This is a genomic window from Campylobacter sp. GTC17093, assembly GCF_055397635.1.
Map to the genome: position 1 here is coordinate 1,488,918 of NZ_AP038832.1, position 15,582 is coordinate 1,504,499.

General features: G+C 27.8%; 16 protein-coding genes. 3 read left to right on the forward strand and 13 right to left on the reverse strand.

All coding sequences use genetic code 11. The features are described 5' to 3' along the window. Positions 1–18 precede the first annotated feature (18 nt). From thiC to ACZ5VL_RS07750, 3 genes are read left to right on the forward strand one after another with little or no spacing between them, the layout of a single operon-like run. Positions 19–1,365 (forward strand): phosphomethylpyrimidine synthase ThiC, encoded by a 1,347-nt coding sequence (gene thiC / locus ACZ5VL_RS07740; protein ID WP_464198488.1) that lies wholly within the window; start codon positions 19–21, stop codon positions 1,363–1,365. Beyond that, a complete protein-coding gene (locus tag ACZ5VL_RS07745; protein WP_464198490.1) occupies positions 1,358–2,446 on the forward strand; it encodes an Mrp/NBP35 family ATP-binding protein in 1,089 nt (362 codons plus the stop codon). The genes thiC and ACZ5VL_RS07745 overlap by 8 nt, the downstream gene beginning before the upstream one ends. A gap of 48 nt (positions 2,447–2,494) precedes the next feature. Next, positions 2,495–3,595 carry a nicotinate phosphoribosyltransferase gene (locus tag ACZ5VL_RS07750; protein WP_464198492.1) on the forward strand — a complete coding sequence of 367 codons (1,101 nt, stop codon included), beginning with the start codon at positions 2,495–2,497 and terminating at the stop codon, positions 3,593–3,595. Here the strand turns inward: ACZ5VL_RS07750 and ACZ5VL_RS07755 are convergent. The 13 genes from ACZ5VL_RS07755 to ACZ5VL_RS07815 are packed head-to-tail and all read right to left on the reverse strand — an operon-like array spanning position 3,581 to position 15,532. Next, entirely contained in the window at positions 3,581–4,057 is a 477-nt protein-coding gene (locus ACZ5VL_RS07755) for a DNA-deoxyinosine glycosylase (RefSeq protein WP_464198494.1), read from the reverse strand. The two genes, ACZ5VL_RS07750 and ACZ5VL_RS07755, sit on opposite strands and share 15 nt — an antisense overlap. A 38-nt stretch (positions 4,058–4,095) precedes the next feature. Continuing rightward, positions 4,096–5,082, reverse strand: coding sequence for a diaminopimelate dehydrogenase (locus ACZ5VL_RS07760; RefSeq protein WP_464198496.1), 987 nt, complete (start codon positions 5,080–5,082; stop codon positions 4,096–4,098). Positions 5,083–5,125: 43 nt separating this feature from the next. Then, a complete protein-coding gene (locus tag ACZ5VL_RS07765) occupies positions 5,126–5,869 on the reverse strand; it encodes a glycosyltransferase family 2 protein (RefSeq protein WP_464198498.1) in 744 nt (247 codons plus the stop codon). Next, positions 5,866–6,645, reverse strand: a complete 780-nt coding sequence (locus ACZ5VL_RS07770) for a polysaccharide deacetylase family protein (RefSeq protein ID WP_464198500.1) — start codon at positions 6,643–6,645, stop codon at positions 5,866–5,868. Before ACZ5VL_RS07770 ends, ACZ5VL_RS07765 begins: the two co-directional genes overlap by 4 nt. After that, on the reverse strand, positions 6,642–7,643 hold the full coding sequence (locus tag ACZ5VL_RS07775; RefSeq protein ID WP_464198502.1) for a glycosyltransferase: 1,002 nt from the start codon (positions 7,641–7,643) through the stop codon (positions 6,642–6,644). The genes ACZ5VL_RS07770 and ACZ5VL_RS07775 overlap by 4 nt, the downstream gene beginning before the upstream one ends. Before the next feature lies 1 nt (position 7,644). Then, positions 7,645–8,652: a glycosyltransferase gene (locus tag ACZ5VL_RS07780; protein WP_464198504.1), complete on the reverse strand. Its 1,008-nt coding sequence runs from the start codon at positions 8,650–8,652 to the stop codon at positions 7,645–7,647. Further along, a complete protein-coding gene (locus ACZ5VL_RS07785; protein ID WP_464198505.1) occupies positions 8,649–9,704 on the reverse strand; it encodes a glycosyltransferase family protein in 1,056 nt (351 codons plus the stop codon). Before ACZ5VL_RS07785 ends, ACZ5VL_RS07780 begins: the two co-directional genes overlap by 4 nt. A gap of 1 nt (position 9,705) precedes the next feature. Next, positions 9,706–10,671, reverse strand: a complete 966-nt coding sequence (locus ACZ5VL_RS07790) for a glycosyltransferase (RefSeq protein WP_464198506.1) — start codon at positions 10,669–10,671, stop codon at positions 9,706–9,708. Beyond that, positions 10,668–11,480, reverse strand: a complete 813-nt coding sequence (locus ACZ5VL_RS07795) for a polysaccharide deacetylase family protein (RefSeq protein ID WP_464198508.1) — start codon at positions 11,478–11,480, stop codon at positions 10,668–10,670. Before ACZ5VL_RS07795 ends, ACZ5VL_RS07790 begins: the two co-directional genes overlap by 4 nt. Next, positions 11,474–12,700 (reverse strand): O-antigen ligase family protein, encoded by a 1,227-nt coding sequence (locus ACZ5VL_RS07800; protein WP_464198510.1) that lies wholly within the window; start codon positions 12,698–12,700, stop codon positions 11,474–11,476. The genes ACZ5VL_RS07795 and ACZ5VL_RS07800 overlap by 7 nt, the downstream gene beginning before the upstream one ends. Beyond that, a complete protein-coding gene (locus ACZ5VL_RS07805; protein ID WP_464198511.1) occupies positions 12,693–13,769 on the reverse strand; it encodes a glycosyltransferase family 4 protein in 1,077 nt (358 codons plus the stop codon). Before ACZ5VL_RS07805 ends, ACZ5VL_RS07800 begins: the two co-directional genes overlap by 8 nt. Then, positions 13,766–14,662: an ELM1/GtrOC1 family putative glycosyltransferase gene (locus tag ACZ5VL_RS07810; RefSeq protein ID WP_464198512.1), complete on the reverse strand. Its 897-nt coding sequence runs from the start codon at positions 14,660–14,662 to the stop codon at positions 13,766–13,768. Before ACZ5VL_RS07810 ends, ACZ5VL_RS07805 begins: the two co-directional genes overlap by 4 nt. Next, positions 14,663–15,532, reverse strand: a complete 870-nt coding sequence (locus ACZ5VL_RS07815; protein ID WP_464198513.1) for a lysophospholipid acyltransferase family protein — start codon at positions 15,530–15,532, stop codon at positions 14,663–14,665. Positions 15,533–15,582: the final 50 nt, after the last annotated feature.

Here is a 15,582-nt window from a genome sequence, read left to right on the forward strand (position 1 = left end):
TTTTATTAGGAAAGAAAAATGATAGAGCACCATATGAAACATGCTAAAAACAATGATAAAAAAACACAACTTTATTATGCAAAACAAGGTCTAATAACTGATGAGATGAAATATGTTGCAAAAGTTGAGAATTTGGATGAAAACTTAATCATACAAGAAGTTGCAAAAGGCTCTTTGATAATTCCTGCAAATATAAATCATAAACATCTAAAGCCTATGGGTATTGGAATTGCAACAAAGTGTAAGGTAAACTCAAATATCGGCTCATCAAGCATTTCTAGCAATATAAATGAAGAAGTTGAAAAATTAAATATCTCTATAAAGTATGGCGCAGATACAGTTATGGATCTATCAACTGGTGGTGATTTAAACGCTATAAGAGAAGCTATCATTAAAGCATCATCAGTTCCAATAGGCACAGTGCCGATGTATCAGATAATTCACGATGTTGGCAGTGTTGAAAAGCTAGATATCAAAACTATGCTTAATGTTATAGAAAATCAGGCAAAGCAAGGTGTTAGCTACTTTACAATACATGCTGGTTTTAAGCTTGAGTTTATGCCACTTGTTGCAAAAAGAAAAATGGGGATAGTAAGTAGGGGTGGAAGTTTAATGGCTTCTTGGATGATGCACTATCATAAAGAAAATCCCTTTTATACATTTTTTGATGAGATTTGTGAAATTTGTGCAAAATATGATGTTTCGCTATCACTTGGCGATAGTTTACGTCCAGGCTGTCTTTATGATGCCACAGATGAAGCTCAAATTAGCGAGTTAAAAGTTCTAGGTGAGCTTGCAAAAAGAGCTTATGAAAAAGATGTGCAAGTTATGATAGAAGGTCCTGGCCACATTCCATTAAATCAAATAGAGTATAATGTCAAACTCGAACAAGAACTTTGTAACAATGCGCCATTTTATGTGCTTGGTCCACTAGTTACTGATATTGGTGCAGGATATGATCATATCACAAGTGCTATTGGTGGAGCAATAGCTGCATCGCATGGGGTTAGCATGCTTTGCTATGTTACGCCAAAAGAGCATCTAGGTTTGCCAAATGCAAAAGATGTTAGAGAGGGTCTTATAGCTCATAAAATAGCAGCTCATGCAGCAGATATAGCACGCGGTAGAATTGGCGCGATAGACAGGGATCATGCAATGAGTGATGCGAGGTATAATTTTGATTGGAACAAGCAATTTGAGCTTGCTTTAGACTCACAGAGAGCAAAAGAATATCACGATGAAACCTTGCCACAAGATGTGTTTAAAGAGGCTGAATTTTGCTCGATGTGTGGACCTAAGTTTTGTGCTTATAAGATAAGTAGAGAAATAGCTAAGAAAGAGTGTAAGGAGTATCCAAATGAATAAAGAAGAAATTTTAGAAAAGTTAAAACAAGTTATTTATCCAGGTTTTAAAAAAAGTATAGTTGAGTTTGGTTTTGTAAAAGATGTTAAAACTGATGGTGGTATAAGCATAGATTTGCAAATAGTATCTTCAAATCCTGAAGTTGCAAAGAAACTAGAAAGTGATATAAAAGCACTTTTAGGAGATGTAAAACTAAATATAATTCAACCAGAAATTCCAAAAGAACAAAGCAATACAAGAAGTGGGAAAAATTTAGCTCCACAAATAAAAAGTTTCGTAATGATAAGTAGCGGCAAAGGTGGTGTTGGTAAAAGCACTACAACTCTAAATTTAGCTATATCCTTAGCAAAACTTGGTAAAAAAGTTGGACTAATGGATGCTGACATTTATGGTCCAAATATCCCAAGAATGCTTGGTGTGGAAAATGAAAAGCCTTATGCGGTTGGTAGCAAGATAGAGCCTATAAAAACTCATGGTATAGAGATGATAAGTATGGGAAATTTAATGGAAAATGGTGCAGCTCTAATATGGAGAGGCACAATGATCATGAAAGTTATAAACCAGCTTTTAAAAGATGTTTCTTGGGGCGATTTAGATGTTCTTTTATTTGATATGCCCCCAGGAACTGGTGATGCGCAAATTAGCCTTGCTCAAAGTGTGCCAGTAACTGCAGGAGTGTGTGTAACAACTCCACAAACTGTTGCTCTTGATGATAGCTCAAGAGCTCTTGATATGTTTGAAAAACTTCACATCCCAGTAGCTGGAATTATAGAAAATATGAGTGGTTTTATAGCTCCAGATACTGGAAAAGAGTATGATATATTTGGCAAAGGCGGAGCAAAATCTCTATGTGAGAAATACAAAACAAAAATTTTAGCTGAAATTCCAATAGAACCAGCCATAAGAGAAGGCGGAGATAGTGGAAAGCCAGTAAGCTTTTATGATCCAAACTCAGTGAGTGCTAAAAGATATTTAGATGGTGCTGAAAAGCTTATAAAAATCATTGAAGATATAAACTCTAAAGGTGGTGCTGATAATTCTGCAATACAACCAGATATGAGTGGAAAAGCTCACTGTCACTAATAAAATGAGCTTTTAAGCTCATTTTTATCCATAAAACTAGGAAACTTTATGCAAACAGAAATAGAACTTAAAAAAGCAGGTAAAATCTCTCGTCTTACAAACGCTACATTTAAATTTGATGAGCGCATAGCAGAGGGCTTTTTTGCGGCAAATTACTTTTTAAAAACAAACAAAATTATAAAAGAAAATTTGCCAGATCAAAACGTAACACAGCAGTGGTTTTGTAGAACTGAAGAATATATGTTGTGTGGCATAGATGAATCTATAGCACTTTTACAAACTTTTGCAAAAAATCCACAAAATTTAAAAGTTGTAGCGTTAAATGATGGAGATATCGTAAAAGGATATGATCCTGTTTTAAAAGTTAGTGGAAAATACGAAGATTTTGGCTTTTTAGAAAATGTTATAGATGCTACGCTAGCAAGAAGGAGTTCGGTTGCAACCAATGTGCATGAAGTTTTAAAAGCAGCAAATGGTAAGATAGTTTTTAGTATGGCTGATAGGCAAGATGATATTTTAACGCAAATTGGCGATGGTTATGCCACTTTTGTTGCAGGGATTAACAGAGTTTCAACCAATGCGCAAGGTTTATGGTGGGGAGGAGAGGGTATGGGAACTATGCCTCACGCCCTTATTCAAATGTGTGATGGAGATATAATAAAAGCAGCAAACATTTATGCAAAAACTTTTCCAAAAGAAAAAATCACAGCTTTGGTTGATTATAACAACGACGTTATAACCGATGCGCTTAGAGTTGCAAAAGCTTTAAAAGATAGGCTTGGTGCACTTAGAGTTGATACATCTAAAAACTTGATAGATAAATATTTTATGGGAAAAGATACGAGCGGATTTGATCCTCATGGTGTCTGCAAAGAGCTTGTGTTTGCTTTAAGAAAAGCTCTTGATGAAAATGGGTTTGCTTATGTAAAGATAGTTGTTAGTTCATCTTTTAATCCAAAAACTATAAAAGAATTTGAAGAGGCAAAAACACCTGTTGATATGTATGGGGTTGGAACTTATACCGTGATAAACCAAACCTGTGGATTTACAGCTGATTTGGTTGAGTTAAATGGTAAAGACCAGGCAAAATATGGTAGAAGAAATTTTAAAAGTGATAGATTAAAAGAAGTTAAACTAAATCCTAGATAAAATTTTCCACTCATTTATAAGTTTTTCTAAGGAAAATCTAGCGTTTGCTGGACTTGTAGAGGGTAGGGCGTAATTTTGCATCAAAGTATGTTTTAAAATATATTTTTGATATAGCAAACTCGCTTTACCTCCATTTGTAAAAATGTGTGTAATTGGGCTGTATTCTAAAAGTTTAGCTATGTTATTTATTTTTAAATTTGATATACTTGCATCACTTGAGCCTTTTATGTTGCAACTTTGTATAATGTCCCATAATGCGATGTTGTGTTTAAGTAAAAGAGATTTTTTGTCTGTTAAATTTAGAGGTTCTTTTTCATCAAAAACCGCACTTATAACTTTCCAAAATCTGTTTTGTTTGTTTGCATAGAAAAAACCATTTTGTCTTGATATAACAGATGGAAAACTACCAAGTATAAGTAATTTTGAGTTTAGGTTACAAAATGGCTTAATATTATTTGTCATTATTTTAAATTTTTGCCCTTAAAAAAGGGCAAAAATTGTTATAAAGTATCGTGGATGATATCTTCTATATTTTTCTTACTTAGCAAGAAAGGCGCTACCTCAAATATCGTTTTAGCACCGCTTTCACCCATTTTTTCTAGCCTGTAAGCTGCTCTTGCATAAGCAACCATAACACTTGATGTAAACTCTGGATTTGACTCAAGCTTTAAAGAAAACTCCATCACATGATTATTTTGCGAGTCTTTACCAGTTTTACCTCCTCTTATAACATAACCTCCATGTGGTAAATTTGCGTGGTTTTTACTCATCTCATCTTGAGATATAAAATTTACAGTTGTATCATAGTCACTAAAATAATTTGGCATAGTAACTATCTCTTTTTCAACTCTTTTTCTCTCTTCTGCGTTATCATTTTTAAGCACAACAAAGCACTCTCTTAAATGTTTTTGTCTTGTTGTATAGTTTTTATTTGAGCCTGATCTAACTTCATCTAAAATATTTTTAACAGGTATTGTGTATTGTCTTGCGTCAGCTACACCAGAGATTCTTCTAATGGCATCAGAGTGTCCTTGTGAAACACCTTTTCCCCAAAATGTATAGTCTTTACCATCTTCTAAAACGCTTTGCATGATAAGTCTATTTAAAGAAAAAAGTCCTGGATCCCAGCCAATTGAAATAATGCCAACTTTTTTTGCATCTTTTGAAGCTTTGTCGACATTTTTATAGTGTTCTAAGGTTTTTGCGTGTGTATCAAAACTATCTATTATGTTAAAAGATTTAGCAAATTTAGGGCTTTGCTCCATTAAATCGTTTGCACTTCCACCACAAAGAATTAAAACATCGATTTTATCTTTCATATTAAAGCACTCATCTTGCGAAAAAACAGGAGTGTTGAAAAGTGTTTTTATACTTTTTGGATCTCTTCTTGTAAAGACCCCAACAAGCTCCATATCTCCAGATCTTTTTACAGCGTTTTCAACGCCTTTACCTAAATTACCGTATCCTACTATACCAATTCTTATCATTTTTTATCCTTTTTATATGAGGAAAGTATTATATTATTTAAAGTTAAATATTTTTTTTATACATTTCATAAAGCTTTGCTTCTTTTAAAAATGCATAATATGACAAATTCATAGCCAATATAAAACCTCTTTTGCCGTTTAAAAAATTTCTTCTAAATATATATATTTTAAAAAATGTAACTAAAAAAATTCCAAATAGTTTTAAATTTGAACTTTTTTTACCTTTTTTAAATTTTTCAGTTGCACGAAGAGTAGAGTAGTTGTTTAGTTTTGATATTTGCGTTTTTATTTCATCACTACCATAATCATATATAAAATTTTTACTTTTTTTAACTCTTCCTTGAAATGATATGCTTTCATGAACTATTTTTTGTGGATAATATCCCATTTCTTTTTTGAAAAATCTAATTCTTTTTATAAATCTTCCATATTTATTAAATTTACCTATATACATGCTTGAAATTTTAACTTCTAATGCGTCAAAATCATCATTTTTTATAGTCAAAATAATTTCATTTTTTAGCTCATTTGAAAGAATCTCATCAGCATCTAAATTTAAAACCCATTTGTTTGTACATAAATTTTTAGCATATTCTTTTTGTTTAGCATAATCAATAAACTCTTTGTGATAAATATTGTTTGTATATTTTCTTGCAATTTCAAGAGTATTATCGCTACTTCCACTATCAACTACAACAATTTCTGCAAATTCCTTTACACTATCTAAGCAGCGACTAATATATTTTTCTTCATCTTGTGTGATAATATAAACAGATGCATTTATCATATTTTGTTCCTAATTCTAGTAAACCTTAAATAAAAATCAAAAAAGCTTTCAGTTCCTAAAATTCCAATTCTTTTTATATTAAATTTATTATCATTATATTCAAATAGTCCACGTTTTACAATTACAGCATTTTTAAAACCACTATTTTTTACTAGATTTATAATATTTTCATCAAATTTTCCATATGGATAAGCAAAACTTTCGCATTTTTTTCCAGTAATTTTTTCTACTTCATGCTTTGAATTTTCTATCTCGTTTTTTTGATTATCACATGTTAGCAAATTTACATGGTTTATTGTATGGGCTCCAAACTCTATCAAGCCACTTTCTATCATATCTAAAATTTGATCATTTTTTAGCATATTTGAAATAAAGGCTGTATTTTTAGACTCCCAATGGTTTGTCGTTTGATTTGGTAAAAGATATATTGTTGCTTTAAAATTATACTTTTTTAAAACAGAAAAAGCATTTAGAAAAACACTTTCGTATCCATCATCAAACGTAATAACAACAGATTTTTTAGGTATGGAATTTAAGTCACAAAGTTCGCTTATGGTATAACTTTTAAATCCATTTTTATAAAGCCATTTTATCTGTTTTTCAAAGTCAAAAGGCTTTACTCGCCATTTATCAAATTTTTCATTGTGTTGTTTCTCTATGCTATGGTACATTAAAACTCTTGCTTTATTATAGCTTTTTGGTTTTCTCCACCAATTATAACGAAGAGAAAATACAGCGATAAAAACAAAAATTATAAACAATAAAATATAATTCATACCAAGCTCTTATATAGCTCAATATATTTTTTTGCGACATTTTTTATATCAAATTCTTGAGATTTTTCTTTTACTTTTTTAAATTTATCTAAATATACATTATAATTATTATAAATTTCATTAAGTTTATTTGTTAAAATATGTGAATCATTTTCAATTATAAAATCATCTCCAAGAACTTCTCTATGATTTGCAGTATCAAGAGCAAAGACCATTTTACCATAATATATACCCTCAATTAAAGCTAGAGAAAAAGCCTCTTTTATGGACGGTAAAAGTTGTAAATTTGAACTAGATATATAATCCCATGGATTTTCTACAAATCCTGTTAAAATTACTTTTTCTTGCAGGTTTAATTTTTTTATTAATTCAGCGAGATTTTTTTCGTAAATACCTTGTCCTAAAATGTAGAATTTATAATCAAATTTTACATTACTTAAAGCATTTATGGTTAATTGCCAGTTTTTATCTTCCTCAAGTCTACCAACTCCAATTATATTAAAATTACTTTGGTCTAAAATTTGTTTTGTTTGCTTAAAACTTATGCCATTTTCTATTAAAATGTTCTTTTTTGCATTGCATAGTTTTAATGTTTCTTGAGAAATCCCTACACAAGCATCTGCTAATTTTATCCTTTTTTTTGCAAAAGTATTGTGTTTTGTAAATACTATAGGAATCTTTTTATTAAGAAATATCTCTGAATATTTTATTATTTCGAGAAATTTTGCATTGTGGCAATGTATAACATCTGGAGAAATCTTTTTTAAAATTTTGGCAATATTGTATAAATATACTATATCATAGCGATTATTTTCTGTTTGTATTTCTATAAATTTTACACTTGGTAAAATATAATTTGTTATTTCTTTTCCCCAATAATCAACCTTATTGCTAATCAGTGTGACGTCGTTATATAAGCTTAGTTCATTGCATAAATCAGTACAAACTTTTTCTGTCCCGGCAAATTCAGTAAAATAGAGTATATGCAATATTTTCATTTTACACCGTTTTTATTAAATTTTGATAGGCTTGTATATAGTTTTTAGTCATTTTTTCTATACTAAAATCATCTTTATTTTCTTTGATTTTAGCAAAAATTTGTATAAATTTATCATAATTTATATAAATTTCATTTATTTTATTAGCTAAATTTATAGCTCCATCTTCATTAGAATTATCAAAAATAAGATTTGAACCTAAAATCTCTTTGTGGTTTGCTATATCGCTTGCAATTATTATATTTGAATAAAAAATTCCCTCAAGAAGAGCTATTGAAAGACCCTCTTCATATGAAGATATAACTTGCAATTGTGAGCCGTAGAGATAGTCATTTACATTTTTAACAAATCCTACGAGCTCAACTTTTTCTTCTAAATTTAGCTCTTTTATCAAATTTGAAAGATTTTCTCTTTCATCTCCTGTTCCTAGTATGCGAAGCTTTGCATCGAAACTTATATATTGAAAAGACCTTATTAATAAATCAAAACCTTTTACTTTTTCTAGCCTACCAACGGCTATTATATTAAATTTATCTTTAAAATTAATATTTTTAGGCTTGTTATAACGAATTCCATTTAATATTAATATATTTTTCTTTGCATTTGTAAATTTTAGCGTCTCGCTAGATACAGCAACGCCTAGATCTGCAAGGGAAAATTTCTTTTTTATAATAGGGTTATGTCTAGTTGCTACAATTGGTATTTTTTTATCTAAAAAAAATTGACAATATTTCATTATCTCTATTTCTTTTGTATTGTGACAATGTATAATGTCTGGAGAAATGCTTTTTAAAATTTTTGCTGTTTTATATAAAAAAAATGGATTATATCGATTGTAATTAAAGTCCCAATTTATAAGATGCACATTGTTACTAATATAATTTTGTATCCCTTTTTCGCTTGCAAGCAAATAAATTTCATGGTTTTTGGACATTTCATTGCACAAATCAGTGCAAACTTTTTCTGTCCCAGCAAAAGTTTTCCATTGTAATGTATGTAAAATTTTCATATGTTTTTTCCATTTTGATAAATATATTCTCGCCATTCATAAGTTTGACTAAAGTTTTCATTGCAAATGAGTTCTACCATAAATTTGCTAACTTTTTTAGCATTTGTTATTTCAAATGCTTTTATTTGTCCATTTTTTCCTATATTTGAATAATTTTTATTTTGTAAATAAAGTTTAATTTTTTCAAAGCAATCATTAGTATCATTAAAATAAACTATATCTTTCCCATCTTCAAAAAACTTTTCAAATCCAGGGATTTTAGGGCTAAAGGTACAAGTAGCACACCCTATAAATTGAGCCATTCTGTCGCTTGCGCCAAGGAGTTTGTTTGATTTTGTTGAATCAAGTTCATCATCACGGTTAAAATTTATAGCTATTTTTGCCTGATTTACTGCTTTTATAAAACTATTTCCAAAAATTGTTTGATTTCCAAGACTTGCGTATATTTTATGATTTATTTTATTATTTTTGCAAAATTCATCTAATTTTATAGCAAATTTATGTCTATTATCCTCTTTTTTATCTCTTGCAATATATATAATATCATCTATTTTTTTCATGTTTAAATTTTGTTCAAAAGCAGGATCTGATATGTTTGGGAAAAAAGCAAATTTTGCTTTATATTTAGATGAGAGATTTTTTAAATTAAGAGCATTGGCATAGAAAAATACGTCAATTAAATTTAGTTTTTTAAAAAAATCCTCATTTTCTTCTAAGTGATCTACATACCACATAGATATTTTTATATTCGGCAAGGCTTTTTTTATTTCTTCTATTGTAGAAATGCTTATTTTTTCAGCTTTAGCAAAAAGCAAAATATCCGCTTTTATGTTTTGGCAAATATTTACTAATTTTTCATTCATTTTCTTTAAGCCACTATTTTTTATCTTTAAAGTACGTAAATTTCTTTCCCAATCACGATAGCTAAAATCATATACAAAGTGCCCATTTTGATGAAGCCCATGGCTAATTTTTCGCTCTAAACCATAGTAAAAATTTCCGTCATCGTATTCGTTAAAAATACCGCAATGGATTATTTTTAATGGCGTCATTTTATATTTCCTTATAAATTTTTTTTAGATGTAAAATGTAATTATCAAAAGATAAAATATCTTTAAATTTACTTTCTTTTTGTATGAAATCTTTTTTATAATTATCATAGTTTTTATAAATATGATTTAAAAATTCACTTAAATTTTCTTGTTTAAAAAGAAATTGTGAATCTAAAATTTCGTTTATTCCACCAACATTTGTTGAAATTAATAAATTTGAATAAAAAATTCCTTCCATTAATGTTAAAGGCAATCCTTCATTTCTTGATGAGATTATTTGAATATGAGAATTTAATAGGACTTCTTCTACATTTTCGCAAAATCCTAATATATAAACTTTATTTTCTAAATGTAAATTTTTTATCATATTTTGAAGAGTTTCTTGCTCTTTTCCAGCTCCATATATGTTTAATCTAAAGTCAAATTCTAGATTAGCTGCTTCTTTTATCAAAATATCAAAGCCTTTTATATAATCAAGTCTTCCAATAGCAGTTATTGTAAAAATTTCTGGTAAATTTTGAATTATATTTTTTGATTTTATACCAAAATACAAAACGGTACTTTTATTTTTTATAGTATTAGCAACACTTTTTGAGACAGAAATAACGTTTTTAATTTTATTAAAAATATTTCCTTTTCTACCATTATGTTTTGTTGCAATAAATTTAAAATTCATAAATTTACTTAAGATATACCCAATTTGAGAAGATTTTGCGCCATGTGTATGTAAAATATCATATTTAGTAATAATCCTAGCAAGTTCTAAATATAGAAAAATATTATATCTTTTATCGTAACTTTTATACTCGTAAATTTTAACTCTTTTATCAAATTTATCGAGAAATTTAGCGCCTTTGGGAAGTATAATACAAACATCATTATCTTTGCAAAGTTCATTTAATGTTTGTAAAATTATATTTTCTATGCCGCCAAAAAGATTTGAGCAGTTAAGATAGCAAATTTTCATCTGCTTCTACCTTTTTTTATCTTTAAAATAAAATGTAATATATTTCCATTTCCACTTATCATAATTCGCGGAATTTCATAATTTGAGTAGCATTGTTTATAAACATCATTATGCGTTGTAAGCGCCACTTTGTACCCAGCATCTTTTGCTATTTTAGAACATTTGGTATCATAAAATCCAAATGGATAAGCAAAACTTTCGCATTTAATATTAAATAAATTTTCTATTTCTTTTTTTGATTTAACTATCTCTAGGTTTTTTTCTTCATCGTTTAAAACTGGCAAATTAGGATGGTTTAATGTGTGAGAGCCAATTTCTATAAGACCGCTTTGTATCATAGTTTTTATATCTTCATTACTTAGCATTTCTTCTGCATTTAATTCATTGCTTTTCTTGTTTAAGTCTTTGTCGGTTGCCCAGTTTTTATCAAATCTATTTAACACGATGAAAATAGTAGCCTTAAAATTATATTTTTGTAAAAGTCTAAAAGCATTTATAAAATTATCTTTATAACCATCATCAAATGTTATTATGACAGATTTTTGTGGCAAATTTGGTGAAATTTCGCTTGCAAAATAGCTTTTAAAGCCATTTCTTTTTAACCAAATTAGTTGTTTTTCAAACTCATTAGGTTTAACTCTTAAGCGATTAAATTTACTATACTTTTTTGCTAAGTGCTTACTTATCATATGATACATTAAAACGCGTGGAAATTTGTAGTCTATATTTTTTCTCCACCAAGTAAGGCGCAATGAAAAATATATGAAAATTCCAGAAGTTATTATCAGTAAAATTAATTTTGTTAGCAATGTCTGCTCTCAAATTTTTGTCTATACACTAAAAATAAAAATATAGTTATATAGCTAAAAAGTTCTTTTGAGTCAAATACGCTAAAATCAAATTGCGTCACAATTACAAAATAAACAAGTAGGCATAAGTATATATAGTTTTTACTTTTTATTATATCAAAGCCTACTTTTATGGTTGATATTATCCAAGTTAAAAGTCCAAAAAATCCAGTAAAGAGCAAAATTTCAAGAGTTGAATTATGAACACCGGTATGTTTTGAAATGTTTGAAGGCATCTCTAAAGATCTCCACACATCTAAGCCATGTCCAAAAATAGGATGATTTTTTATTTGCGAAATTGCATAACTCCAAAGATCTGTTCTATAACTAGAATTACCATGAATTAGCTGATTAAATCTTTGATGAAAAGAATCAACATTAAAATATAAAATTACAGCACTTATAATAATCATTAAAACAAATATAAAAAATTTTTTATTTAAATATTTGAAATTTAATAATATAAATAACGAAAAAGCAAAACCATTTGCAACCCAGTTTGATCTAGAAAAAGTAAAAATCATAAATACAGAAAAAAATACAAATAAAAAAGCGCCAACGTTAAAATTCTTTTTTAATATGAGTAAAGAAAAGACAACGCTTACACCCATCATAAGACCCATTGCATTACGGTTATCAAGAGTACCTCTTAATCCTGAATTTATATTTTCAACACTTAAAAATAATACATCTGGATTTTGGTAAATTTGAAAAAGTGCAGTTAAGGATAATATAAATGTTCCCAAAAACAAAAAAGTCAATAATTCTTTTTTTGAAAAAAAACTAAGCCTATAAAAATATGCAAGCGTTATAAAAACAAAGCAATATCTAAATACAAACATAAATATCAGATGGTAGGATTTTTTTCCAAGTAATTCTGGATTCAAAAAGTTTGAAATCAACATTCCTAAAATAATAAAACACACACATATACTAAAAATTTTTATTTTTTTTAAGTTATCCATTAAAATATAAAAATTTTTGTGATAAACAAAATGGATTATACAAAATATAGGTAAAAGAGTTGTTGATATCTGATAGATAGCATTTTTAAAGGGGATTGAACATAGCCAAATAATAAATATAACTTTAAATATATTTTGCCATATATCATCTTTTTTAATTTTAAATATTTCTTTAAAAAAACAACTATTATCTTTACAATTTACTGATTCATTCATGTAATACCTTTTTATAAATTTGCAAAGTTTCATTATACATTTTTTGAAGTGAAAATTTGCTTTTAATATATGAAAATCCATCAAAATTAAGATCTTTTGCAAGAATAATCTTTTGGGATAATTCAATATCATTTAATGGTTCAAAAAAGTAACCATTTGCTCCATCTAGTATTATATCTTTAACTCCGCCGTGATTACTTGCAACTACAGGGCAATTCATAGCTATGGCTTCGGCAACACTTCTACCAAAACTTTCTGGCTTAATAGAAGCACTTACCAAAACATCACTCAATGCATAAATTTCATTTATCTCTTTTATACTGCCAAGAAATTTAACTTCGTTTTGAAGATTTAATTCTTTAATCAATATTATCAAATTATCATAATATTTTTTTCTTTTTTCATGAACGCCACCAGCTACTAAAAGTTTTACATCAAATTTTTGCTCTTTTAATATATTTATGGCTTTTATAATGGTTTCTAAATTTTTTAAATTTGTAATTCTACCAACTACTGAAATTAAAAAAGAATTTAGTTCTAAGTTATATTTCGATCTTAAGGCTTGTTTTGAAATGCATTTATTTGGATTAAAACTACTTAAATCTACACCTCTAAAAATAACTTCAGTTTTTTTAATATCAGCTTTAAAGTTTTTAAGAATATACTCTTTTACACAGTTGCTTACACAAATTATTGCATCGGCCATCACCATGATTTTACTATAGAAATTTACTGAATTTAGACCATGAACAGTGCTTACAACTTTGAAATTTAGTCCATTTTTGGCAAAATATACAAGCCATGCTGGAATGCGACTTCTAACATGTACAATGTCTGGATTTAATGTTCTTAAGAGTTTTTTTAGTTTAAATACTCTTGGTAAAAAACTAATGACACTTTTGCTAGAAACATCAAATTTTATATGATTTTTTATATCTTTTGATAAAATTCCGCCATTACTTATAATATAATTTTCTATATTGTCATTATCTAAACATTTTGAAAGATCTATGGCTCCACGCTCAACTCCACCTTCTTTTAGTTCTGGCAATATTTGAACTATTCTCATAGGCTTATATCTTTTAAAATTTCTTTTAAATCTAGCTTCTTTGTCTGTTTAAAAGAAGAATTTTTATCATATACTATAACTAAATTTTTATCTTTTAAAATATCTAAAAATTTATCAAATTTTTCATTGTTTGCTATTTTTTTGAGTTTTAAAATACCTATATTTGCATTCCCATTGCATACGCTTTCGCTTATCATAGATATTGAATCTTGAGTTAAAAAAACCCACTCACAGTAATGCGTAAAATCATATATTGGATTGATTTTATTTTCACTATAAAATACAGAAAAATTATAGTTTTGTTTTTTAAGTAAGTTTTCTATATTTTTAGGTGTTCTTGGTGAAGTTGTAATTAAAACCTCATGATCTGGAAATTTATTTATAATATCATTTATATGACCTATGATTTTCTCATCCATTTTAAAAGTTGAATTATCTCCCCCTATAATAAAACCTATGGCTTTTTTATTTGGTTTATAATAATTTGTTTGATTTAAATAGTTTAAATTTATAGGTAGTAATGTTAAATTTGGCAATTTTTCTTCGGTATCATTAAGTGTAGCAAAGATATGATAAAAATTTTTTTTAAAGCCTTTTGGCAACATTAAAGCTATATTTTTAGCATTAAACTTTTTGGCAAAATATTTATTTGCATAATATGTGATTGAACCCGTAGAAACTATGAAATCATAACTATTTTTATCTATTTTTGTATGATCAAATATTTTTATATAAATACTTAGAAAATCTAAAATATAAGATAAAAGTTTTAAAAATTTATTTTTAAAACTAACATAACATATATTATAGTCTAAATTATTTAATTTTGCGTAAGCTATGCTTTGGTTTTCATGCCCAGGTCTTTTATCGCTTAAAATAAGAACTTTTGGCATTTATTTTTGTTTCCATCTGTTATGCATCCAAAACCATTGTTGTGGCGATTGGGATATTATTTTTTCATATATATCATTACAAGTTTTTGTAATTATTTCTACATCTTCATCTTTTTTTCCGCTCAGTTTTGGTTCAATAAAATCCTCTATAATTATTTCATATTTTCCATTTTCGTTTCTGCGGTTAAAAATAGGGATTATTTTTGGATTATATTTTATATAAAGTAGTCCAATGGTTTTTGTTGTTTGGGCTGGTCTTCCAAAAAAAGGTAAAGAAATTCCATTTTCGCTAAGATCTGTTAAAAGACCTACATTTCCGCCATCTTTTAATTTTTTTACCATTTTACTCATAGCTTCATTTTTATATGCAGTTTTATTTCCATATGTATGCCTAAATGGAAAAGTTATATTGTTTTCTATTAGAGTATTATTGCCTTCTCTTGCGATTACCAACTTTGGAAAACCAATTTTTGCAACAAACTGAGTTAAAATTTCCCAATTGCCAAAATGTGCTGTGAAAAATATAACTCCATTTGGGGAATTTTGTATAGCTTTTTTTATTTTCTCTATATCCTTAGATGGATTTTCAAAAAAATCTTCCAAATTTGCTTTTTTATTTATCAAAATTAAACAATCACTAATAGTTTTTCCTATTGATCTAAAACTCTCAAGTGCTATTTTGGTTGCTTTTTTTTCATCAATATTAAACGCCATTTTTAGATTATTTATGGCCAGATTTCTCCTAGATTTTAAAATTTTAAAAAACAAAATAGATATTTTATCAAATAAAAAATATATAAATTTGTTTGGCAAAATTTTAGCTACTTTTATAAAAAATACAACCGCTAAATACTCAGCCCACTCTCGCAATTTAACTCCTTTAAATTTGAAAATTATATCTTTTTTAAATAAAAAGCTGA

Coding starts and splice junctions, on each gene's coding strand:
- ACZ5VL_RS07760 (WP_464198496.1), bottom strand. CDS start 5,082: ATGATAAGAATTGGTATAGTAGGATACGGTAATTTAGGTAAAGGCGTT.
- ACZ5VL_RS07745 (WP_464198490.1), top strand. CDS start 1,358: ATGAATAAAGAAGAAATTTTAGAAAAGTTAAAACAAGTTATTTATCCA.
- ACZ5VL_RS07770 (WP_464198500.1), bottom strand. CDS start 6,645: ATGAATTATATTTTATTGTTTATAATTTTTGTTTTTATCGCTGTATTT.
- thiC (WP_464198488.1), top strand. CDS start 19: ATGATAGAGCACCATATGAAACATGCTAAAAACAATGATAAAAAAACA.
- ACZ5VL_RS07765 (WP_464198498.1), bottom strand. CDS start 5,869: ATGATAAATGCATCTGTTTATATTATCACACAAGATGAAGAAAAATAT.
- ACZ5VL_RS07775 (WP_464198502.1), bottom strand. CDS start 7,643: ATGAAAATATTGCATATACTCTATTTTACTGAATTTGCCGGGACAGAA.
- ACZ5VL_RS07755 (WP_464198494.1), bottom strand. CDS start 4,057: ATGACAAATAATATTAAGCCATTTTGTAACCTAAACTCAAAATTACTT.
- ACZ5VL_RS07805 (WP_464198511.1), bottom strand. CDS start 13,769: ATGAGAATAGTTCAAATATTGCCAGAACTAAAAGAAGGTGGAGTTGAG.
- ACZ5VL_RS07780 (WP_464198504.1), bottom strand. CDS start 8,652: ATGAAAATTTTACATACATTACAATGGAAAACTTTTGCTGGGACAGAA.
- ACZ5VL_RS07785 (WP_464198505.1), bottom strand. CDS start 9,704: ATGACGCCATTAAAAATAATCCATTGCGGTATTTTTAACGAATACGAT.
- ACZ5VL_RS07800 (WP_464198510.1), bottom strand. CDS start 12,700: ATGAATGAATCAGTAAATTGTAAAGATAATAGTTGTTTTTTTAAAGAA.
- ACZ5VL_RS07810 (WP_464198512.1), bottom strand. CDS start 14,662: ATGCCAAAAGTTCTTATTTTAAGCGATAAAAGACCTGGGCATGAAAAC.
- ACZ5VL_RS07790 (WP_464198506.1), bottom strand. CDS start 10,671: ATGAAAATTTGCTATCTTAACTGCTCAAATCTTTTTGGCGGCATAGAA.
- ACZ5VL_RS07750 (WP_464198492.1), top strand. CDS start 2,495: ATGCAAACAGAAATAGAACTTAAAAAAGCAGGTAAAATCTCTCGTCTT.